This is a genomic window from Kitasatospora sp. NPDC093102, assembly GCF_040683915.1.
Classification (GTDB): Bacteria; Actinomycetota; Actinomycetes; order Streptomycetales; family Streptomycetaceae; genus Kitasatospora.
On sequence record NZ_JBFBFA010000047.1, the window covers coordinates 39,895 to 59,079 of the forward strand.

Sequence of the window (19,185 nt, forward strand, 5' to 3'; positions counted from 1 at the left end):
GGGCGCCGATGTGCGGTCGGCGGCCCCGGCCGGGTGGCGCTAGCGGTTGACGGCTTCGAGGGAGCGCAGGGCGTTGTGGGCCTCGGCCACCACGCGCTCGGCGGTGATGCCGAACTCCTCGAAGAGCACCTTGTAGTCGGCGGAGGCGCCGAAGTGCTCCAGCGAGACGATCCGGCCGTGGTCGCCGACCAGCTCGCGCCAGCCCTGGGCGATGCCGGCCTCGACCGAGACCCGGGCCTTGACCGACGGCGGCAGCACGCTGTCGCGGTAGGCCTGGTCCTGCTCCTGGAACCACTCGAAGGACGGCACCGAGACCACGCGGGTGGCGATGCCCTCGGCCTCCAGCGCCTCGCGGGCCTTGACGGCCAGCTGGACCTCGGAGCCGGTGCCGAGCAGGATCACCTGCGGGTCGCCGCTGGAGGCCTCGGCCAGGATGTAGCCGCCCTTCGCGGTGCCCTCGGCGGAGCCGAAGACCTCGCGGTCGAAGGTCGGGACGCCCTGGCGGGTCAGGGCCAGGCCGACCGGGCCGGGGTGGCTGGTCTGGCGCTCGATGACGGTGCGCCAGGCGACGGCGGTCTCGTTGGCGTCGGCCGGGCGGACCATGGCCAGGCCCGGGATGGCGCGCAGCGAGGCCAGGTGCTCGACCGGCTGGTGGGTCGGGCCGTCCTCGCCGAGGCCGATCGAGTCGTGCGTCCAGACGTAGGTGACCGGCAGCTTCATCAGCGCGGCCAGGCGGACGGCCGGGCGCATGTAGTCGGCGAAGACCAGGAAGGTGCCGCCGTAGACACGGGTCTTCCCGTGCAGGGCGATGCCGTTCATGGTCGAGCCCATGGCGTGCTCGCGGATGCCGAAGTGGATCGTCCGGCCGTACGGGCCGGCGCTCTTCAGCGGGTTGCCCTCGGGGAGGAAGGAGCTGTCCTCGTCGATGGTGGTGAGGTTGGACTCGGCGAGGTCGGCCGAGCCGCCCCACAGCTCCGGGATCACCGCGCCGATCGCCTTGAGGGTGTCGCCGGAGGCCTTGCGGGTGGCGACGTCCTTGCCGGCCGGGAAGGAGGGGACGGCCTTCTTCCAGCCCTCGGGCAGCTCGCCGGCCTCGATGCGGTCGAACTCGGCGGCGCGGTGCGGGTTGGCGGCGCGCCAGGCGTCGAAGGACTGCTGCCACTGGTCGCGGGCGGCCTTGCCGCGCTTGATGACCTGGCGGGCGTGCTCGATGACCTGGTCGCTGACCTCGAAGGTCTTCTCCGGGTCGAAGCCCAGGACCTTCTTGGTGGCGGCGATCTCGGCGGTGCCGAGCGCGGAGCCGTGCGCCTTGGCGGTGTTCTGGGCGTCCGGGGCCGGCCAGGCGATGATGGTGCGCATCGCGATGATCGACGGGCGGGAGGTCTCGGCCTTGGCCGCGGCCAGCGCCTCGGCGAGGGCGGCCACGTCGATGTCGCCGTTGGACTTCGGGGTCACCCGCTGGACGTGCCAGCCGTACGCCTCGTAGCGCTTGAGGACGTCCTCGGAGAAGGCGGTCTCGGTGTCGCCCTCGATCGAGATGTGGTTGTCGTCGTAGAGGGCGACCAGGTTGCCCAGCTTCTGGTGGCCGGCCAGCGACGAGGCCTCGGCGGAGATGCCCTCCTCCAGGTCGCCGTCGGAGACGATGGCCCAGACGGTGTGGTCGAAGGGGGACTCGCCGGCCGGGGCCTCCGGGTCGAACAGGCCGCGCTCGTAGCGGGTGGCCATCGCCATGCCGACCGCGTTGGCGATGCCCTGGCCGAGCGGACCGGTGGTGGTCTCCACGCCGGCGGTGTGGCCGTGCTCGGGGTGGCCGGGCGTGCGGCTGCCGGCGACGCGGAAGGCCTTGAGGTCGTCCAGCTCCAGGCCGTAGCCGGAGAAGTAGAGCTGGGTGTAGAGGGTCAGGCTGGTGTGTCCGGGGGAGAGGACGAATCGGTCGCGCCCGACCCAGGACGGGTCGGTCGGGTCGTGGCGTAGGAACCGCTGGAAGATCAGGTACGCGGCCGGGGCCAGCGACATGGCCGTCCCGGGGTGTCCGTTGCCGACCTTCTGGACGGCGTCCATGGCCAGGACACGCGCAGTGTCAACCGTGCGCTCATCCAGATCGGTCCACTCGAATGCGTTCGTCGGCGCAGTGCTCACCCTGTCTCAGGGCTCCTTCCGTTGTGAAGAGTGACCCCGTGAATTGGGGACCGGGTCGGCCACGGCGCTGTGGTCCCGACGCTGGGTGGTGCCGGTCACGGAGGGTAGATCCCGCTTCTGCGTGCGAGCCTACCGTCCGGGCCGCGCCTCACCCTCCGTGCTGAGACAACCGGCAATTCCGCAGGGTGATTCCCGCGAGGGCGGCCTGGGCGATTTGTCCAAGACTCTCCTGATTCGGGGTCGCGCGCAGCTCCGGTGGTCAGGACGGGCGAACGGACCCCGCCGGAGGCGTCCGAGGGCCTCGCCGGGCGCTTCACCCGGGGGTGTGCGTTCCGCCTCGCCGGGGGACCCCGGGGCCGGATGCGATATATGGAGCGTCTATGGTGTCGTGGTACGCGCAGAGCGGACTATTCGGGACCCTTCGTTCCTGTGGACGCCTGCGAAGATTCATCTTCAGTTGGGGTGTTAGTGACCGCCGTCGAAACCCGTCCCGCCGGGGTCACCGGGGCGACTCCTGCACACCGGCCGTTCGGGGCCCGTGTCGGCGCGTTCGTCGCACTGACCAAGCCGCGGATCATCGAGCTGTTGCTGATGAGTACCGTGCCGGTGATGTTCCTGGCCCAGCAGGGCGTGCCGGACATGCTGCTGGTGCTGAAGGTCGTCGTCGGCGGCTACCTCTCGGCGGGCGGCGCCAACGCCCTCAACATGTACATCGACCGGGACATCGACGCGGTGATGTCGCGCACCGAGCGGCGGCCGATCGTCACCGGGATGGTGTCGCCGCGCGAGGCGCTGGTCTTCGGCATCGTGCTGGCGGTCGTCTCGACCCTGCTGCTGGGCTTCGGGGTCAACTGGCTGTCCGCCTGGCTGGCGCTGGGCGCGCTGCTGTTCTACGTGTTCGTCTACACGCTGGGGCTCAAGCGGCGCACCTCGCAGAACATCGTCTGGGGCGGCATCGCCGGCTGCATGCCGGTGCTGGTCGGCTGGTCCTCGGTGACCAACTCGATGTCCTGGGCCGCGGTGGTGCTGTTCCTGGTGGTGTTCTTCTGGACGCCGCCGCACACCTGGGTGCTGTCGATGAAGGTCCGCGACGACTACGAGCGGGCCGGTGTGCCGATGCTGCCGGTGATCAAGGGCAACGTGGCGGTCGGCAAGCAGGTCGTCGTCTACTCCTGGGTGATGGTGGCGGTCTCGCTGGCGCTCTGGCCGCTGGGGCACATGAGCTGGCTGTACCCGGTCGCCGCGGTGCTGCTGGGCGCGGCCTGGCTGCGCGAGGCGCACGCGCTGTACGGGCGGGCCAAGGCCGGGGTCGTGGGCGCGAAGCTCAAGGAGATGCGGCTGTTCCACTGGTCGATCACCTACCTGTCGCTGCTGATGGTGGTCTGCGCGATCGACCCGTTCGTGAAGTAGGGCTTGTTCGGCGACGAGGAGCCCCGGTCCTGGTGGACCGGGGCTCCTCGCGTTCTCGGGGGCTAGCGGGAGGGGAGTTCGGACGGGCCGACGTGGCCGTCCAGCCAGTCCCTGAGCGGCTGGGAGGCGCGCAGGAAGTCGGTGATCCTGGTCCCGGCCGTCCGGGTGCCCAGCCACTTGGCGGGCTCCCACTCCTGCCAGGCCACCAGGCCCTTGTGGCGCAGCAGCTCGATCCTCGGGTGGTCCTTGGGGTAGCCGCGCGGCGCGGACTTGAGGGAGTCCCGGCCGTGGACCCGGGGACCGTCCGCTTCCACCGCGGCGATCGTCCGTACCAGCTCGGCGCCGCTGACGTCCTCGGCGACGGCGGCGCGGTAGCGCTCCAGCTGGTCGGGGGCGAGCCGGTACATCCCGTTGCCGCAGGCCAGGCCGTCGGCGGAGAGCTGGATGTAGCCGCCGGACTCCAGGTGGGCGCCGATGTGCGTCTTGTACGGGGACTTGTCGGCACTGAAGCGGACGTCGCGGTTGGGTCGGAAGACCTTCCCCGGCCCGAACTCCGGCTCCAGGTCGGAGAGCAGCAGCTCCATCGGGGCGCGTACGGCGGCGTCGTACCGGTCCTTGTGGGCCTGCCAGAAGGTCTTCGAGTTGTCGGCTTCCAGGTGCTCGTAGAAGTCGAGCGCCTCGGCCGGCCAGCCTGTGAAGGTCACCTCTCCAGTATGTGGTCCGGTGCACAGGGTGCTCCCGTCGCCAGGGCGACTACCGGTGGGTAGCATGCGGGCATGAGCAGCGCAGAGACCGCCACCGCCGCCGCGCCGGACGCCCGTACCGAGCGCCGCGCCAAGCGCATCGCCAAGAACCTGACCAGCTTCGCCCGGCAGCACGGGGGCAGCGCCGACGCGGTCGTCGAGTACGTCGGCGCCGTGGCCACCCGGATCGTCGTGGTGGGCGCGGACGGCGCCTGGGGCGACCAGGTGGCCCCGAGCTACGCCGTCGGCCGCCGGGCCGCGGAGTTGGCCGGGCTGACCCTGCACGACGACTTCGAGGGCGAGCTGGGCCTCAAGGTGAAGACCGGCGAGTACGAGTGGAAGCGGATGGCCGGCCTTCAGCTCGGCGGCTGAGTCCGGCTCCGGACTCCCGGCTCCGGACACGGCGACGGCCCGGCTCCCCCGTACGGAGGGGAGCCGGGCCGTCGGTGTCGCCGGGGTCAGACCGCGGCGGTCTGCGGGGCCTGGGCGGGCAGCTGCTCGGCCGCCGCCACGTCCGCGCGGGTGCGCAGGGCGAGCGGGACGCGCAGCGCGGCGATCCAGGTGAGGGCGGCGAGCAGCATGTGCAGGCCGACCATGAGCTCGGGGGCGTCGGTGAAGTACTGGACGAAGCCGAGCACGCCCTGCAGCAGCAGCACCGCGAGCAGTTCCTTGGCCCGGGCGCGGGCGGGCTGCGGCGCCTTCACGGCGGCGAAGACGAAGATCACCGCGATGGCCAGGCCGACCGAGACGAACGCGAAGTCGGCGTGGAACTGGGCGAGGCGGTCGTAGTCGATCGGGATGCGCGGGACGATCTTGTTGTCCTTGGGCGTGCCGGGGTGGTGGCCGGCGCCGGTCACCAGGGTGCCGGCCGCGACGAGCAGGCCGATCACGGTGACCAGGACGTACGAGAGCTGGTGGATCGGCCGGGCCACCGAGAGCCTGGCCGGGCCGTCGCCCTCCTTGGACCGCTCCCACATCAGCAGCGCGACCCAGACCAGGGCCATCGCGGCGATCATGTGCAGCGCCACGGTGTACGGATTGAGGCCGGTCAGCACGGTGATGCCGCCGAGCACGGCGTTGCTCATCACCAGCCAGAACTGCGCCCAGCCGAGCCTGGTCATGCTGCGCCGCCAGGGGCGGTGGCAGCGGGCGGCCAGGATCGCCCAGCCGACGGCGGCGCTCAGCACATAGGTGAGCATCCGGTTGGTGAACTCGACGACGCCGTGGAAGCCCATCTCGGCGGTGGGCGTCAGACTCTCGTCGGTGCAACGGGGCCAGGTCGTACAGCCGAGGCCGGAGGCGGTGAGCCGGACGGCGCCGCCGGTGACGACGATCACCACGCTCATCACCAGCGCGGCGAACGTGGCGCGCCGGACCATCTCGGCGGATGGCTGCCAGCGCTCGGCGAGCAGGGAGAAGGGGTTAGGCACGGGGTCAATCGTAGGCGGCCTTACAGGCGATCTTGGGGCGGGGCGCGGGTGCTGCGGCGGGACGGCGCGGGCGGCGCGACGGGATGCCGCGGTGCCGGCGGCCCGCGACACGCGCAGGGGCGACACGCGGACAAAACGGGGTGGTCCGGGCAAGGGGTGAATTGGTCTTGACCAATCACCCGCTTGACGGAAAGAGTGCGGATTGGTCCATACCTTTTCGGACCTCTCCCACCCCATCCCGCACGTAAGCGGAGATCCTGCACATGCGCATATCCACTTCCGCCACCGCGCTCGCCGTCGGTGGCTCTCTCGCACTGGCCGGCCTGGTCGCCCCGGCCGCCCACGCCGCCGACCCCGCCCAGGAGTGCCGCAGCCTCGGGGTCGCCAACCTCTACGGCGAGTTCATCGAGGGCGACGACACCCACACCCCCGACGCCGAGGGCGCGGTCGCGGTCGGCGGCAACGCCGACTTCACCGGCGGCTTCTCGGTCGGCCAGGAGCTCACCGCGGCCCAGGTCGACGCTCTGCCCGGCAAGAACGCCCTGGTCGTGGCCGGCAGGATCACCGGCCACAACACCCAGGTGATGAAGGGCAACGGCGTCTTCGGCTCCAAGGCCGACGGCGCGGTGGTCCAGGCCCACCAGGGCGCCGTCGGCCAGGGCCCCTCGCCGATCGACTTCAAGGCCGAGTTCGCCGAGCTGCGCGCCGCCGCCACCTCGCTGGCCGCCGTGCCGCAGACCGCCGGCGCTACTGTCCAGGCCGATGGTGTCAAGCTGACCCTCACCGGCGGGGACGCGAAGCACAACAGCTTCACCGTCGACGCGGCGAAGCTGCAGGGAGCCAAGGACGTCTACCTCAAGGTGCCGGCCGGCTCCGTGACGGTGGTCAACGTGACCGGCGGCTCGTACGACATGGCGGCGGCCGGGACCACCGGCTTCCACCTGTGGGACGAGGGCGGGAAGACCTTCGTCCTGGACGACAAGCTCCAGAGCGCCGCGGGCGGCGCGATCCGGGCCAAGCTGCTCTGGAACTTCCCGACCGCCATCAAGGTGGTCAAGAACAGCCAGGCCGCCTGGGCCGGCACCGTGCTCGCGCCGAACGCCGCGTTCGACCTCGGCAGCGGCGGCCCGGTCAACGGCTCGGTGATCGCCGCCTCGCTGACCGGCAAGGGTGGTGCGGAGACGCACCACTACCCCTTCACCGGCTGCCTGCCGGGCACCGTCCCGACGCCGTCCGGCACGCCGACGGTGCCGCCGACCGTGCCGAGCGGATCGCCGTCGGCCACGCCGAGCGCCTCGACCTCCCCGGGCGGTTCGACGAGCCCCTCGGGCAGCCCGTCCGCCCCGACGAGCGGCCGGCCCAGCGCGAGCGGCTCGGCCAGTCCGTCGGCGGGTGGTCCGACGATCGCTCCGACGGCCTCGGGCAGCCCGTCCGCCCAGCCGGACGCGGGCGGCGACCTGGCGCACACCGGCTCCGGCCCGGTGCTGCCGCTGGCGATCGGCGGTGCGGTCGTGCTCGCGGCCGGCGGCGCGATCGTGATGGCCGCCCGGCGCAAGGCGGCCAGGAAGGCCTGAACCGGCCGGGCCGGGCCGCGGGGGCCGAACGGCCGGAAGGCCGGAATGGCCCGGAGGTTCGTCGTCTGACTGAATCGGAGCCCTCGGTGATTGAATCCGATCACTGAGGGCTCCGTTCTGTCTTGAAGGTGACGAAGTCCATCCAGGTTTGCCGAATCCGCGTTCTGCGAGGTGGCGGCTGTGATGGTCTGGTCATGCACATCGGAAGACGGACGGACAGTCGATATCCGGTCGTACGGCGGGGTGTGGCGGGGTGCGGGAGTGCCGGTAGAGTCCCCCGGACAGTCGTAGCGGGCCACCGCGAACCACTCAACACGCCTGCTGCACAGGACCGTTCGGAGGGGAACAGAGTAATGGCACGACAGCAGCGGCACTTCGCGATCGGTGCGACGGCACTCGCCGGCACGGCTGCGGCCGGTTTTCTCCTGCCTTTGGCGCTGGCCACCAACGCCTCGGCCCACGTGCCGAGTTGGACGGTGACCTGCGACAAGGTCGTGGTCGACCTGATCAATTACAGCGGCAACGAGACCGTGAGGAACACCGTCACCCTCACCATCGACGGGGAGAAGGTCCTGGACGGCAAGATCTTCCCGAAGGAGTACCACGGCACCTTCCCGGTGAAGGATCACGACGCCCCGATCAAGGCGAACCTGGTGGTCACCACCACGGAGAACCCGAACGAGAAGGGCTGGAACATCAACGAGACCAAGACCATCGAGCCGTGCCACACGCCGACTCCGACCCCGACTCCCACCCCTACCAAGACGCCGACGCCGACCCCGACCCCGACGCAGACCGTGACCACGCCCCCGCCGGTCACGCCCCCGGCCACCCCGACCCCGTCGGCCACCCCCACCCCGAGCAAGACCCCCGCCCCGGCGCCCACCACCAGCGCGCCGGCTCTCGCCCAGACCGGTAGCAGCGACGCGACCCCGATGATCGCGGCGGCCGGCGGCGGCGTGCTGCTGGTCGGCGGCGCGCTCGTCCTGCTCGCCCGCAAGCGCCGTGGCGGCAGCGAGAGCTGACGCCGCGTCATCCGACGAATCCAACGCCCCCCGGCCGCAGACGGCCGGGGGGCGTTGCGCGTCGCTCCCGCGGGCTACTCCCAGCGGAAGAAGCGGGCGGCCGCGGCCAGGCCGAGCACCGACCAGCCGGCCAGGATGCCGAGGTCCGCCCACGGCACCCCGGCGCCGGCCTGGAGCACCGACCGCAGGCCGTCCGAGAGCGCGGAGATCGGCAGCAGCTCCAGCACCGACTGCACGGCGGAGGGGAACCTGCTCAGCGGCACGATCACCCCACCGGCGAGCAGCAGCAGGATGAACACCAGGTTGGCGCCGGCCAGGGTGGCCTCGGCCTTCAGGGTGCCGGCCATCAGCAGGCCGAGCCCGGAGAAGGCGGCGGTGCCGAGGACCAGCAGCGCGGCGACGGTCAGCGGGTCGCCGTGCGGGGACCAGCCGAGGGCCAGCGCGATCACCGACAGCAGCGCGACCTGCAGTGCCTCGGTCACCAGGACGCAGCCGGTCTTGGCGGTCAGCAGGGCCCAGCGCGGCAGCGGGCTGGCGCCGAGCCGCTTCAGCACGCCGTAGCGGCGCTCGAAGCCGGTGGCGATGGCCTGGCCGGTGAAGGCGGTGGACATCACGGCCAGTGCGAGCAGGCCGGGGGCCAGGAAGTCGACCCGCTTGCCGGGGCCCTCGACCGCGACGATGTCCACGGCGGAGAACAGCACCAGCAGCACCGTCGGGATGACCACGGTGAGCAGCAGCTGCTCACCGTTGCGCAGCAGCATCCGGGTCTCGAACGCGGTCTGGGCGAGCAGTATCCGGCCGACGGGCGCCGCGCCGGGCCTGGGGGAGTAGTCGGTGGACACGGCGCTCACGCTCGGGGTTCCCTCACTTCGTCCGCTCACGAGCGCAGCTCCCGTCCGGTCAGGTCGAGGAAGACGTCCTCCAGGCTGCGGCGCTGGACGGACAGCCGTTCGGGCAGGATGCCGGAGGCCGCGCACCAGCCGGTGACGGTGGCCACCAGCTTCGGGTCGACGGGAGCCTCGACGAGGTAGCTGCCGGGGGCGGTCTCGGCGGCGCTGGCACCCTCGGGCAGCTCCTTGAGCAGCGGGCCGAGGTCGAGGCCGGGCGGGCCGTCGAAGCGCAGCGCGCTCTCGGCGCCGCCGCGGCACAGCTCCTCGGTGGTGCCCTCGGCGATCACCCTGCCGCGGTCGACGACGGCGACCCGGTCGGCGAGCTGCTCGGCCTCGTCCATGTGGTGGGTGGTGACGACCACGGTGACGCCGTCCCGGCGCAGGTCGCGCACCAGCTCCCAGGTGGCCCGGCGGGCCTGTGGGTCGAGGCCCGCGGTGGGCTCGTCCAGGAAGACCAGTTCCGGACGGCCGACCACCGCCATCGCCAGGGCGAGCCGCTGCTGCTGGCCACCGGACAGCCGCCGGTAGGTGGTGCGGCCGCAGGAGCCGAGGCCGAGGCGCTCGACCAGGGCGTCGACGTCCAGCGGATGGGCGTGCAGTCTGGCGGTGTGCCGCAGCATCTCGACGGCGCGCGCGCCCGCGTACACGCCGCCGGACTGCAGCATGACGCCGATCCTCGGCCGCAGCGCGGCGCTCTGGGTGACCGGGTCGAGGCCGAGGACACGGACGGTGCCGGCGTCGGGGCGGCGGTAGCCCTCGCAGGTCTCGATGGTGGTGGTCTTGCCGGCGCCGTTGGGGCCGAGGACGGCGGTGATCGCGCCAGCCGGGATGGTGAGGTCGAGGCCGTCCACCGCGAGCACGCTGTGATTCAACCCAGTGCCGTAGCGTTTGACCAGCCCGGCGATCTGGACCGCGGGTTCGGAGTGCATACCGGCGAGTGTAAGAGTCGCCGGACGTGCGGCCCTTCGGGCGGGGGTACCGGCGGTCGCTCACGCAGGCCAGGTAAGGCTTGCCTGCGTGATAGATGACACCGGTGAGGCCTGCATCACGGCTTGTCCCGGCGGAAGTAATTACGCAACACTGGTGTTGTGAAAAACATGCGCGAGCACGCTCAGCAGCAGGAGGTCGAGTCGACCTCCTCCTGTGACGTGCCCGTGACGGCGGCCGAGGTACTGCTGGAGGGCCACCGGGCCACCCGGGACCGGGTCGCGCGGTCGATCCTGGACCACGGCCCCTCCTCCGCCGCCGACCTGGCGAGCCGGCTCGGCCTCACCGCCGCCGCCGTCCGCCGCCACCTCGACGGGCTGGCCGCCACCGGCCTGGTCGAGTCCCGCGAACAGCGGGTCTACGGCAGCCGCGGCCGGGGTCGCCCGGCCAAGGTCTTCGCCCTCACCGACGCCGGCCGGGACGCCTTCTACCAGGCGTACGACCAGCTCGCGGCCGACGCCCTGCGCTGGATCGCGGACTCGGTCGGCGGCGGCAAGGCGGGCGAGGAGGCGGTCGCCGCCTTCGCCCGCGCCCGGTTCGGCAAGCAGGCCGAGAAGTACCTGGAGGCCCTGCGTCTGGCCGCCGCCGGGGAGCGCACCGAGGCGCTGGCCCAGGCGCTGAGCGCGGACGGGTACGCTGCCACGGTGCGGCGTGTCCCGTCGGCCGCGGCCAAGGCCCCCGCGGGCGCCCAGCTCTGCCAGCACCACTGCCCGGTCGCGCACATCGCCGAGCAGTTCCCGCAGCTCTGCGAGGCGGAGACCGAGGTCTTCTCCCGGCTCCTGGGAACCCATGTGCAACGGCTGGCCACGATCGCCCACGGCGACGGGGTCTGCACCACCTATGTGCCGGCATCCGGTGCCGCATCGTCGTCCGCCCGGCTGCCTTCGGGCCGCGGCTCCGATGCAGCGCCGACTGCCGGTACGTCCACCGAAGATTCTGCGTCCGCGCGTTAGGAAGCTCGCATGACTGACACCGTTTCGCACCCGGAGCTCGAGGGCCTGGGCAATTACGAGTACGGCTGGGCCGACCCGGACACCGCCGGTGCCGCGGCCAAGCGCGGGCTCAGCGAGGAGGTCGTCCGCGACATCTCCGCGAAGAAGAACGAGTCCGAGTGGATGCTCAACCTGCGTCTCAAGGGCCTGAAGCTGTTCGGCAAGAAGCCCATGCCGACCTGGGGCTCCGACCTCACCGGCATCGACTTCGACAACATCAAGTACTTCGTCCGCTCCACCGAGAAGCAGGCCGAGTCCTGGGAGGACCTGCCGGCGGACATCAAGGCGACGTACGACAAGCTCGGGATCCCCGAGGCGGAGAAGCAGCGCCTGGTCGCCGGCGTCGCCGCCCAGTACGAGTCCGAGGTCGTCTACCACCAGATCCGCGAGGACCTGGAGGAGCAGGGCGTCATCTTCCTGGACACCGACACCGCGCTGCGCGAGCACCCGGAGCTGTTCAAGGAGTACTTCGGCACCGTGATCCCGGCCGGCGACAACAAGTTCGCCGCGCTGAACACCGCGGTGTGGTCCGGCGGCTCGTTCATCTACGTGCCGAAGGGCGTGCACGTGGACATCCCGCTGCAGGCCTACTTCCGGATCAACACCGAGAACATGGGCCAGTTCGAGCGGACGCTGATCATCGTCGACGAGGACGCCTACGTCCACTACGTCGAGGGCTGCACCGCCCCGATCTACTCCTCCGACTCGCTGCACTCGGCGGTCGTGGAGATCATCGTCAAGAAGGGCGGCCGCTGCCGCTACACGACCATCCAGAACTGGTCGAACAACGTCTACAACCTGGTCACCAAGCGCGCCGTGGCGTACGAGGGCGCGACCATGGAGTGGGTCGACGGCAACATCGGCTCCAAGGTCACCATGAAGTACCCGGCCGTCTACCTGATGGGCGAGCACGCCAAGGGCGAGACCCTGTCGATCGCCTTCGCGGGCGAGGGCCAGCACCAGGACGCCGGCGCCAAGATGGTGCACATGGCGCCGAACACCTCCTCGCACATCGTCTCCAAGTCGGTGGCGCGCGGCGGCGGCCGGACCTCCTACCGCGGCCTGATCGAGATCGGCGAGGGCTCGCACGGCGCCAAGTCCAACGTGCTGTGCGACGCGCTGCTGGTCGACACGATCTCCCGCTCGGACACCTACCCGTACGTGGACGTCCGCGAGGACGACGTGTCCATGGGCCACGAGGCGACCGTCTCCAAGGTCAGCGAGGACCAGCTGTTCTACCTGATGAGCCGCGGCCTGACCGAGACCGAGGCGATGGCGATGATCGTCCGAGGCTTCGTCGAGCCGATCGCGCGTGAGCTGCCGATGGAGTACGCGCTGGAGCTCAACCGGCTGATCGAGCTCCAGATGGAGGGCGCGGTCGGCTGACGTCCGGCCGCAGACCGCCCACCGACTTTTCGAGGAAGAGAGCACTACGACAGCCATGGCTGACGTCCAGAACACCACCGGCTCCACCACCGCCGGTTCGATCGAGGTCGGCACCGCCGGCGCGGGCGCGCAGCTCGCCGGCCCCGGCACCGGCCGCACCGCGGTCCAGCAGCCGATCGACGCGCGCGTCGCGGTCAAGCCGTCCTTCGACGTGAACGACTTCCCGGTGCCCAGCGGCCGCGAGGAGGACTGGCGGTTCACCCCGCTGCACCGCCTCGGGGGGCTGCACGACGGCACCGCCGCCGCCTCGGAGCGGGGCGAGGACAAGGTCGAGTTCTTCCTGCCGGACGGCGTCACGGCCGAGACCGTCGGCCGGGACGACGCCCGTCTGGGCAAGGCCGGCACGCCGGTCGACCGGGTCGCCGCGCAGGCGTTCAGCGCCTTCGAGCAGGCCTTGGTGGTCACCGTCCCCAAGGAGGCGGTGCTGACCGAGCCGGTCAAGATCGACGTGCGCGGCGAGGGCGGGGTCCGCTTCGCCCACGTGGTGATCGACGTCAAGCCGTTCGCCGAGGCCGTCGTGGTGCTGAACCACGCGGGCAGCGGCACCCGGGCCGCCAACGTCGAGCTGCTGGTCGGCGAGGGCGCCAAGCTCACCTTCGTGTCCGTGCAGGACTGGGAGCGCGACGCCGTCCACGTCGCCCAGCACAACGCGCTGGTCGGCCGGGACGCCTCGTTCAAGTCCGTGGTCGTCACCTTCGGCGGCGACCTGGTCCGCCTGCACCCGCGGGTCAACTACGCCGGCCCCGGCGGCGAGGCCGAGCTGTTCGGCCTCTACTTCGCCGACGCCGGCCAGCACCTCGAGCACCGCCTGGTGATCGACCACGACACGCCGCACTGCCGGTCGAACGTGGCGTACAAGGGCGCGCTCCAGGGCCAGGACGCCCACGCGGTCTGGGTCGGCGACGTGCTGATCCGCGCCGCCGCGCTCGGCACGGACACCTACGAGCTCAACCGGAACCTGGTGCTCACCGACGGCGCCCGGGTCGACTCGATCCCGAACCTGGAGATCGAGACCGGCGAGATCGTCGGCGCCGGCCACGCCTCGGCGACCGGCCGCTTCGACGACGAGCAGCTGTTCTACCTGCAGGCCCGCGGCATCCCGGCCGACGAGGCCCGCCGCCTGGTGGTGCGCGGCTTCTTCGCCGAGCTGCTCCAGCAGATCGGCGTGGCCGAGGTCCAGGACCAGCTCATGGAGAAGATCGACGCCGAGCTGGAATCGGCGGTCTGAGCCCGATGACCTTCCTCCGTGCCTGCGCGCTGAGCGACCTCCAGGAGGACGTTCCCAAGCGCGTGGACCTCAATGGCGTGCCGGTCTCCGTCGTCCGCACCGACGAGGGGGTGTTCGCGATCAACGACATCTGCTCGCACGCGAACGTCTCGCTCTCCGAGGGCGAGGTCGAGGACTGCATGATCGAGTGCTGGCTGCACGGCTCCAGCTTCGACCTGCGCACCGGCAAGCCCTCCGGCCTGCCCGCCACCAAGCCGGTCGCTGTCTACCCCGTAAAGATCGAAGGGGACGATGTGCTCGTCTCCGTCAACCAGGAGTCCTGAGTACACATGGCAACCCTTGAAATCCGCGACCTGCACGTCTCCGTGGAGGCCGAGAACGGTCCGCGCGAGATCCTGAAGGGCGTCGACCTGACCGTGAAGCAGGGCGAGACCCACGCCATCATGGGTCCGAACGGCTCCGGCAAGTCCACCCTGGCCTACTCGCTGGCCGGCCACCCCAAGTACACCGTCACCGGCGGCTCGGTGCTGCTGGACGGCGAGGACGTCCTGGAGATGTCCGTCGACGAGCGCGCCAAGGCCGGCGTCTTCCTGGCCATGCAGTACCCGGTCGAGGTCCCGGGCGTGTCGGTCAGCAACTTCCTGCGCACCGCCGCCACCGCCGTCCGCGGCGAGGCCCCGAAGCTGCGGCTGTGGGTGAAGGAGGTCAAGGAGGCGATGGCCGCCCTCCAGATGGACCCGGCCTTCGCCGAGCGCAACGTCAACGAGGGCTTCTCCGGCGGTGAGAAGAAGCGCCACGAGATCCTCCAGCTGGAGCTGCTCAAGCCGAAGATCGCGATCCTCGACGAGACCGACTCGGGCCTGGACGTCGACGCGCTGCGGATCGTCTCCGAGGGCATCAACCGGGTCCGCTCGACCGGCGAGGTCGGCACCCTGCTGGTGACCCACTACACCCGCATCCTGCGGTACATCAAGCCCGACTACGTCCACGTCTTCGCCGGCGGCCGCATCGTCGAGTCCGGCGGTGCCGAGCTGGCCGACAAGCTGGAGGACGAGGGCTACGAGGCGTATGTGAAGGGGGGCGCGTCCGAGTGACGCATCCGTTTGCGGGACTGCTCGACACCGACGCGATCCGCAAGGACTTCCCGGTCCTCCAGCGGTTGCTGCACGACGACAGGCCTCTGGTCTACCTGGACAACGCGGCGACCTCGCAGAAGCCGCGCCAGGTGCTGGAGGCCCTGAACGCCTACTACGAGCGGCACAACGCCAACGTCCACCGCGGCGTGCACGTGCTCGCCGAGGAGGCCACGGCGCTGTACGAGGGCGCCCGGGACAAGGTCGCGGCGTTCGTCAACGCGCCGAGCCGCAACGAGGTGATCTTCACGAAGAACGCCTCGGAGTCGCTCAACCTCGTGGCCAACATGCTCGGTTGGGCCGACGAGCCGTACCGGGTGGACGCCGACTCCGAGATCGTGATCACGGAGATGGAGCACCACTCCAACATCGTCCCGTGGCAGCTGCTGTCGCAGCGCACCGGTGCGAAGCTCAAGTGGTTCGGGCTGACCGACGAGGGCCGGCTCGACCTGTCGAACATCGACGAGCTGATCACCGAGAAGACCAAGGTGGTCTCCTTCACCCTGGTCTCCAACCTGCTGGGCACGATCAACCCGGTCGAGGCCATCGTCCGCAAGGCCCAGTCGGTCGGTGCGCTGGTCGTCATCGACGCCTCGCAGGCCGCACCGCACATGGTGCTGGACGTGCAGGCGCTGGAGGCCGACTTCGTCGCCTTCACCGGCCACAAGATGCTGGCCCCGACCGGCATCGGCGTGCTCTGGGGCCGTCACGAGCTGCTGGAGGACCTCCCGCCGTTCCTCGGCGGCGGCGAGATGATCGAGACCGTCACCATGGGCTCGTCCACCTACGCCCCGGCGCCGCACAAGTTCGAGGCCGGCACCCCGCCGATCGCCCAGGCGGTCGGGCTCGGCGCGGCCATCGACTACCTCCAGGGCATCGGCATGGAGAAGATCGCGGCGCACGAGCACGCGATCACCGAGTACGCGGTCGAGCGGCTGCTGGAGGTCCCGGACCTGCGGATCATCGGCCCGCGCACGGCCGTGGACCGCGGCGCCGCGATCTCCTTCACCCTCGGCGACATCCACCCGCACGACGTGGGCCAGGTGCTGGACGAGCAGGGCATCGCCGTGCGCGTCGGCCACCACTGCGCGCGGCCGGTCTGCCTGCGGTACGGAATTCCGGCGACCACGCGGGCGTCGTTCTATCTGTACTCGACGCCGGGCGAGGTCGACGCGCTGATCGACGGCCTGCACCACGTCCGGAACTTCTTCGGCTGACGGGACGGGGCAGGACGACGATGAAGCTCGACTCGATGTACCAGGACATCATCCTGGACCACTACCGCAACCCGCACGGCAAGGGGCTGCGGGACGGCGACGCCGAAGTGCACCACGTCAACCCGACGTGCGGCGACGAGATCACCCTGCGGGTGAAGCTCGACGGCGCCACGGTCGCCGACGTCTCGTACGAGTCGCAGGGCTGTTCGATCAGCCAGGCGAGCGCCTCGGTGCTCAACGACCTGGTGGTCGGCAAGTCCGTGGGCGAGGCACAGGCGGTCCAGGAGGCCTTCCTGGAGCTGATGCAGAGCAAGGGCCAGGGCGAGGGCGACGAGGAGGTGCTGGAGGACGCGGTCGCGTTCGCCGGCGTCTCCAAGTACCCGGCCCGGGTCAAGTGCGCCCTGCTCAGCTGGATGGCCTGGAAGGACGCCACCGTCCAGGCGCTCGCCCAGAACCCCGCCACGAACGACTGAATCCGCAGAGGAGGACAAGACCATGAGTGACGAGAGCACCACCGACGCCACGGCCTCCACCGCGGAGGAGCAGACCGGCGGCATCACCGGCACCACCGCCGGAACGGTCTCGGTCGAGGACCTGACCGAGGCCCTGATGGACGTCGTCGACCCCGAACTGGGCATCGACGTCGTCAACCTGGGCCTGATCTACGGCGTCCACATCGACGAGTCCGACGTGGCCACCATCGACATGACGCTCACCTCGGCGGCCTGCCCGCTGACCGACGTCATCGAGGACCAGGCGAAGACCGCCACCGACGGCCTGGTGAAGGACCTGCGCATCAACTGGGTCTGGATGCCGCCGTGGGGCCCCGACAAGATCACCGATGACGGCCGCGAGCAGCTCCGCGCCCTCGGCTTCAACGTCTGAGATCCGTCGTACCGAATGCGCCGCTGCCCGGGACTTCTTCGGAAGTCCCGGGCAGCGGCGCTTCCGCGCGTGAGCGGCGCCTGCCTACCCCCGCTTCGCCCGCCGCCGGCGTCAACCGCCAGCAGCGGCAGGTCGGGGCGGGAGTCCAAGACCTCGATGCGGCAGTAGCCGTCGGTCTCGTCAACCAGCACCCTGACGACGTCGCCCGGCTTGCTGGCGTGCCGGATCGCGTTCGTCGTCAACTCGGCGAAGACGAGCAGGACATCGAGAACCCGCTCGTTGTCCACGTCCCAGCCCCACTCCACGAGCTTGGATCGCACGATGCGACGAGCCATGGGAATCGCGGTCACGTCTGCCGGGAAAGCGGCCTTCCAGCGACGGAGAGGCCACGTTTGCTCGACGGCCACCATGTGTGAATCGCTCCGATCGGCAGGAGCGCTCGAACGCCCCGTTCTTGGTTGCCTGTGGGGATCAACCTTGGCCTGGTGGCGAGGACAGAACTACTGCCAAACCTTGGACACTTGCTCCCCTTCGGGGTGACCGGTAAGGACAATCGCGGACAGTTCGGAGACGCTTCCGTGTGACCCGTACGACCGCCCGCCCGGCGGTGGTAGGCAGGGAACAGACGTAGTTCACACCGGGCTGCGGCGAAGGGACCCGCGATGAACTTGTTCGATGCCTTGGTCGCTGAGTCCGGCATGGACTTCCGCGGTTTCCTGGCCGAGTACAGGCGGGCCGCCGCGCTGCTCCACGACGGGACCGGCGATCTCGCCTTCAGGAACGTCGACCTGACGGACAAGAGCTTCATGCGGTGGCGCTCCGGTCAGGTTGCGCGACCCCATCACCCAGCGCCCGCGATCCTCAAGCAGATCTACGGCAGGTCGGTGAAGCTTCGCTCCTCGGAGTGACGAGCAGGTCCGATCGCTGTTGGCAGTGGTGGACCCTGTGCTCAATGAAAGAGAAATGGCCATGACTGCACGAGATGCCCGCGCCCACGCCGCCGACGCGGCTGCTCGACTCCTGCCGGATCTCAGCCTCGACCAGCTCGAAGACGACCTGGTGCGCCTGGCCCGGGACACCGGTGCCAAACCGCCGCATCTGATCTTTATGTCAGCGAAGGAACTGCTTGGCGTCGCGAGGGTTCAGCTGGATCGTACCCAGGCGTTGTCGCAGCGGGGACGCCTGTACCGCGTGGCCGGCGAGGCCTCGGCGCTTCTGGCCGCTTGTGCCTTCGATCTCGGCGCCATGCCCTAGCGTTCGAACTGACGCGGGCAGCAGCCCTGTACGGCCAGGTTGCCGAGCACCAGCCCCTGTGGGCGTACGCCCACGGCTACCTGGCTGTCCTGTACTACTGGAGCGGCAACCCCGCCCAAGCCGTCCGCAAGATCGAGGAGGCTCGGTCGTTCTCCGGTATCGGCGCCACGGGCAGGGCGCGGCTGGCTGCGATTGCGGCCCGCGCGTACGCGCATCGAGGCCAGGCCGACGAAGCTCACCGGGCGATACTGGAGAGTGTGGCCGAGCGCGGGCGTGCCGAGGATGATCTGCACGACGGCGTGGGCGGCGAGTTCGACTTCGACCTGGAGCGGGTCGAGATGAGTAACAGCGCCAGCTTGTTGCTCCTGCGGGACGGCCGTGGCGTCGAGGTCTCCGCCCGGCGGTCGCTGGAACTGATCGCTGCCCGCTCCGCGAACTCCAATCCTCTTGTCATTGCTCCCCAGGCCCGGGCCGATCTGGCCTCCGCCCTACTGATGCGCAATGATCTGGACGGCGCTGCTGATGCACTCGCCCCGGTGCTCACCCTCCCCCGAGAGTGGCGCGGCGCGGGTCTTACGGGCGGGGTCAACGCGGTCCGGATCGAGTTGGCGTTGCCGGCCTTCCGCAACGCCCAGCTCGCGCGGGATCTTGCGGATCAGATCGATGACTTCACCCTGGTAGCTGCGCCCCAGGTTCTCGGGCCTGGCGCGACGCGGATCGCCCTCGGCGGAGGCAGTGACTAGGCCGTGTCCTGCCGATCAGTTGAGTCGTTGATACGACTATGGGGAGTAGGGGTGATCTGACTGACGGCCAGTGGGAGCGGCTTCGGCCG

20 protein-coding genes and 1 pseudogene are annotated in these 19,185 nt (G+C 70.4%); 15 read left to right on the forward strand and 6 right to left on the reverse strand.

Annotation, left to right across the window (positions count from 1 at the left end; translation table 11 throughout):
* Positions 1–39: 39 nt before the first annotated feature.
* Positions 40–2,139: a transketolase gene (tkt, locus tag AB0O11_RS33850; RefSeq protein WP_363394702.1), complete on the reverse strand. Its 2,100-nt coding sequence runs from the start codon at positions 2,137–2,139 to the stop codon at positions 40–42.
* 462 nt (positions 2,140–2,601) lie between these two features.
* Here tkt and AB0O11_RS33855 point away from each other — a divergent pair, with 462 nt between their 5' ends.
* A complete protein-coding gene (locus tag AB0O11_RS33855; protein ID WP_363394704.1) occupies positions 2,602–3,549 on the forward strand; it encodes a heme o synthase in 948 nt (315 codons plus the stop codon).
* A 62-nt stretch (positions 3,550–3,611) separates the two neighbouring features.
* Here the strand turns inward: AB0O11_RS33855 and AB0O11_RS33860 are convergent, their stop codons facing one another.
* Positions 3,612–4,253 carry a DUF2461 domain-containing protein gene (locus tag AB0O11_RS33860; RefSeq protein WP_363394706.1) on the reverse strand — a complete coding sequence of 214 codons (642 nt, stop codon included), beginning with the start codon at positions 4,251–4,253 and terminating at the stop codon, positions 3,612–3,614.
* Between the two features lie 72 nt (positions 4,254–4,325).
* Here AB0O11_RS33860 and AB0O11_RS33865 point away from each other — a divergent pair, with 72 nt between their 5' ends.
* Positions 4,326–4,664, forward strand: coding sequence for a hypothetical protein (locus AB0O11_RS33865; protein ID WP_224275290.1), 339 nt, complete (start codon positions 4,326–4,328; stop codon positions 4,662–4,664).
* Positions 4,665–4,750: 86 nt separating this feature from the next.
* On the opposite strand, the gene AB0O11_RS33870 is transcribed toward AB0O11_RS33865, so the two are convergent.
* Positions 4,751–5,671 carry a COX15/CtaA family protein gene (locus AB0O11_RS33870; RefSeq protein ID WP_363394743.1) on the reverse strand — a complete coding sequence of 307 codons (921 nt, stop codon included), beginning with the start codon at positions 5,669–5,671 and terminating at the stop codon, positions 4,751–4,753.
* 314 nt (positions 5,672–5,985) lie between these two features.
* Here AB0O11_RS33870 and AB0O11_RS33875 point away from each other — a divergent pair, with 314 nt between their 5' ends.
* Together AB0O11_RS33875 and AB0O11_RS33880 are read left to right on the forward strand one after the other, a co-directional pair.
* Complete coding sequence (locus AB0O11_RS33875; protein WP_363394709.1) at positions 5,986–7,296, forward strand: choice-of-anchor A family protein; 1,311 nt, start codon at positions 5,986–5,988, stop codon at positions 7,294–7,296.
* Positions 7,297–7,649: 353 nt separating this feature from the next.
* The gene (locus AB0O11_RS33880; protein WP_363394711.1) at positions 7,650–8,321 is read left to right on the forward strand and encodes an LAETG motif-containing sortase-dependent surface protein; all 672 of its coding nucleotides are present in this window, start codon (positions 7,650–7,652) and stop codon (positions 8,319–8,321) included.
* A 74-nt stretch (positions 8,322–8,395) separates the two neighbouring features.
* Here AB0O11_RS33880 and AB0O11_RS33885 read toward each other — a convergent pair whose 3' ends face one another.
* Entirely contained in the window at positions 8,396–9,172 is a 777-nt protein-coding gene (locus AB0O11_RS33885; protein WP_363394713.1) for an ABC transporter permease, read from the reverse strand.
* 26 nt (positions 9,173–9,198) lie between these two features.
* Positions 9,199–10,140 (reverse strand): ABC transporter ATP-binding protein, encoded by a 942-nt coding sequence (locus AB0O11_RS33890; protein WP_363394715.1) that lies wholly within the window; start codon positions 10,138–10,140, stop codon positions 9,199–9,201.
* A gap of 168 nt (positions 10,141–10,308) precedes the next feature.
* Between AB0O11_RS33890 and AB0O11_RS33895 the strand changes: the two genes are divergently transcribed.
* The 8 genes from AB0O11_RS33895 to AB0O11_RS33930 are packed head-to-tail and all read left to right on the forward strand — an operon-like array spanning position 10,309 to position 17,099.
* A complete protein-coding gene (locus AB0O11_RS33895; protein ID WP_363394717.1) occupies positions 10,309–11,151 on the forward strand; it encodes a MarR family transcriptional regulator in 843 nt (280 codons plus the stop codon).
* A gap of 9 nt (positions 11,152–11,160) precedes the next feature.
* Positions 11,161–12,576, forward strand: coding sequence for a Fe-S cluster assembly protein SufB (gene sufB / locus AB0O11_RS33900; RefSeq protein ID WP_224280617.1), 1,416 nt, complete (start codon positions 11,161–11,163; stop codon positions 12,574–12,576).
* Positions 12,577–12,631: 55 nt separating this feature from the next.
* Positions 12,632–13,864 carry a Fe-S cluster assembly protein SufD gene (gene sufD / locus AB0O11_RS33905; protein ID WP_363394720.1) on the forward strand — a complete coding sequence of 411 codons (1,233 nt, stop codon included), beginning with the start codon at positions 12,632–12,634 and terminating at the stop codon, positions 13,862–13,864.
* A gap of 5 nt (positions 13,865–13,869) precedes the next feature.
* Positions 13,870–14,187, forward strand: a complete 318-nt coding sequence (locus AB0O11_RS33910; protein ID WP_153463212.1) for a bifunctional 3-phenylpropionate/cinnamic acid dioxygenase ferredoxin subunit — start codon at positions 13,870–13,872, stop codon at positions 14,185–14,187.
* Positions 14,188–14,193: 6 nt separating this feature from the next.
* Complete coding sequence (gene sufC / locus AB0O11_RS33915; protein ID WP_224280614.1) at positions 14,194–14,958, forward strand: Fe-S cluster assembly ATPase SufC; 765 nt, start codon at positions 14,194–14,196, stop codon at positions 14,956–14,958.
* Positions 14,955–16,214: a cysteine desulfurase gene (locus tag AB0O11_RS33920; protein ID WP_363394722.1), complete on the forward strand. Its 1,260-nt coding sequence runs from the start codon at positions 14,955–14,957 to the stop codon at positions 16,212–16,214. Before sufC ends, AB0O11_RS33920 begins: the two co-directional genes overlap by 4 nt.
* A gap of 20 nt (positions 16,215–16,234) precedes the next feature.
* Positions 16,235–16,687 carry a Fe-S cluster assembly sulfur transfer protein SufU gene (gene sufU, locus AB0O11_RS33925; protein WP_363394724.1) on the forward strand — a complete coding sequence of 151 codons (453 nt, stop codon included), beginning with the start codon at positions 16,235–16,237 and terminating at the stop codon, positions 16,685–16,687.
* 22 nt (positions 16,688–16,709) lie between these two features.
* Entirely contained in the window at positions 16,710–17,099 is a 390-nt protein-coding gene (locus tag AB0O11_RS33930; protein ID WP_224280611.1) for a metal-sulfur cluster assembly factor, read from the forward strand.
* 143 nt (positions 17,100–17,242) lie between these two features.
* Here the strand turns inward: AB0O11_RS33930 and AB0O11_RS33935 are convergent.
* Positions 17,243–17,509, reverse strand: a pseudogene (locus AB0O11_RS33935) (ATP-binding protein); the annotation flags it as partial.
* 252 nt (positions 17,510–17,761) lie between these two features.
* Between AB0O11_RS33935 and AB0O11_RS33940 the strand changes: the two are divergent.
* The 3 genes from AB0O11_RS33940 to AB0O11_RS33950 all read left to right on the forward strand — a co-directional run bounded on the left by AB0O11_RS33940 (position 17,762) and on the right by AB0O11_RS33950 (position 19,096).
* The gene (locus AB0O11_RS33940) at positions 17,762–18,007 is read left to right on the forward strand and encodes a hypothetical protein (protein ID WP_363394727.1); all 246 of its coding nucleotides are present in this window, start codon (positions 17,762–17,764) and stop codon (positions 18,005–18,007) included.
* Positions 18,008–18,068: 61 nt separating this feature from the next.
* A complete protein-coding gene (locus AB0O11_RS33945) occupies positions 18,069–18,353 on the forward strand; it encodes a hypothetical protein (protein WP_363394729.1) in 285 nt (94 codons plus the stop codon).
* The gene (locus AB0O11_RS33950; RefSeq protein ID WP_363394731.1) at positions 18,323–19,096 is read left to right on the forward strand and encodes a hypothetical protein; all 774 of its coding nucleotides are present in this window, start codon (positions 18,323–18,325) and stop codon (positions 19,094–19,096) included. Before AB0O11_RS33945 ends, AB0O11_RS33950 begins: the two co-directional genes overlap by 31 nt.
* Positions 19,097–19,185: the final 89 nt, after the last annotated feature.

Bases quoted from the DNA above. Each gene is read 5' to 3' on its own strand.
- AB0O11_RS33865 (WP_224275290.1), top strand. From the start codon at position 4,326: ATGAGCAGCGCAGAGACCGCCACCGCCGCCGCGCCGGACGCCCGTACC.
- AB0O11_RS33870 (WP_363394743.1), bottom strand. From the start codon at position 5,671: ATGGTCCGGCGCGCCACGTTCGCCGCGCTGGTGATGAGCGTGGTGATC.
- AB0O11_RS33875 (WP_363394709.1), top strand. From the start codon at position 5,986: ATGCGCATATCCACTTCCGCCACCGCGCTCGCCGTCGGTGGCTCTCTC.
- AB0O11_RS33880 (WP_363394711.1), top strand. From the start codon at position 7,650: ATGGCACGACAGCAGCGGCACTTCGCGATCGGTGCGACGGCACTCGCC.
- AB0O11_RS33890 (WP_363394715.1), bottom strand. From the start codon at position 10,140: ATGCACTCCGAACCCGCGGTCCAGATCGCCGGGCTGGTCAAACGCTAC.
- AB0O11_RS33895 (WP_363394717.1), top strand. From the start codon at position 10,309: ATGCGCGAGCACGCTCAGCAGCAGGAGGTCGAGTCGACCTCCTCCTGT.
- sufB (WP_224280617.1), top strand. From the start codon at position 11,161: ATGACTGACACCGTTTCGCACCCGGAGCTCGAGGGCCTGGGCAATTAC.
- sufD (WP_363394720.1), top strand. From the start codon at position 12,632: ATGGCTGACGTCCAGAACACCACCGGCTCCACCACCGCCGGTTCGATC.
- AB0O11_RS33910 (WP_153463212.1), top strand. From the start codon at position 13,870: ATGACCTTCCTCCGTGCCTGCGCGCTGAGCGACCTCCAGGAGGACGTT.
- sufC (WP_224280614.1), top strand. From the start codon at position 14,194: ATGGCAACCCTTGAAATCCGCGACCTGCACGTCTCCGTGGAGGCCGAG.
- sufU (WP_363394724.1), top strand. From the start codon at position 16,235: ATGAAGCTCGACTCGATGTACCAGGACATCATCCTGGACCACTACCGC.
- AB0O11_RS33930 (WP_224280611.1), top strand. From the start codon at position 16,710: ATGAGTGACGAGAGCACCACCGACGCCACGGCCTCCACCGCGGAGGAG.
- AB0O11_RS33940 (WP_363394727.1), top strand. From the start codon at position 17,762: ATGAACTTGTTCGATGCCTTGGTCGCTGAGTCCGGCATGGACTTCCGC.
- AB0O11_RS33945 (WP_363394729.1), top strand. From the start codon at position 18,069: ATGACTGCACGAGATGCCCGCGCCCACGCCGCCGACGCGGCTGCTCGA.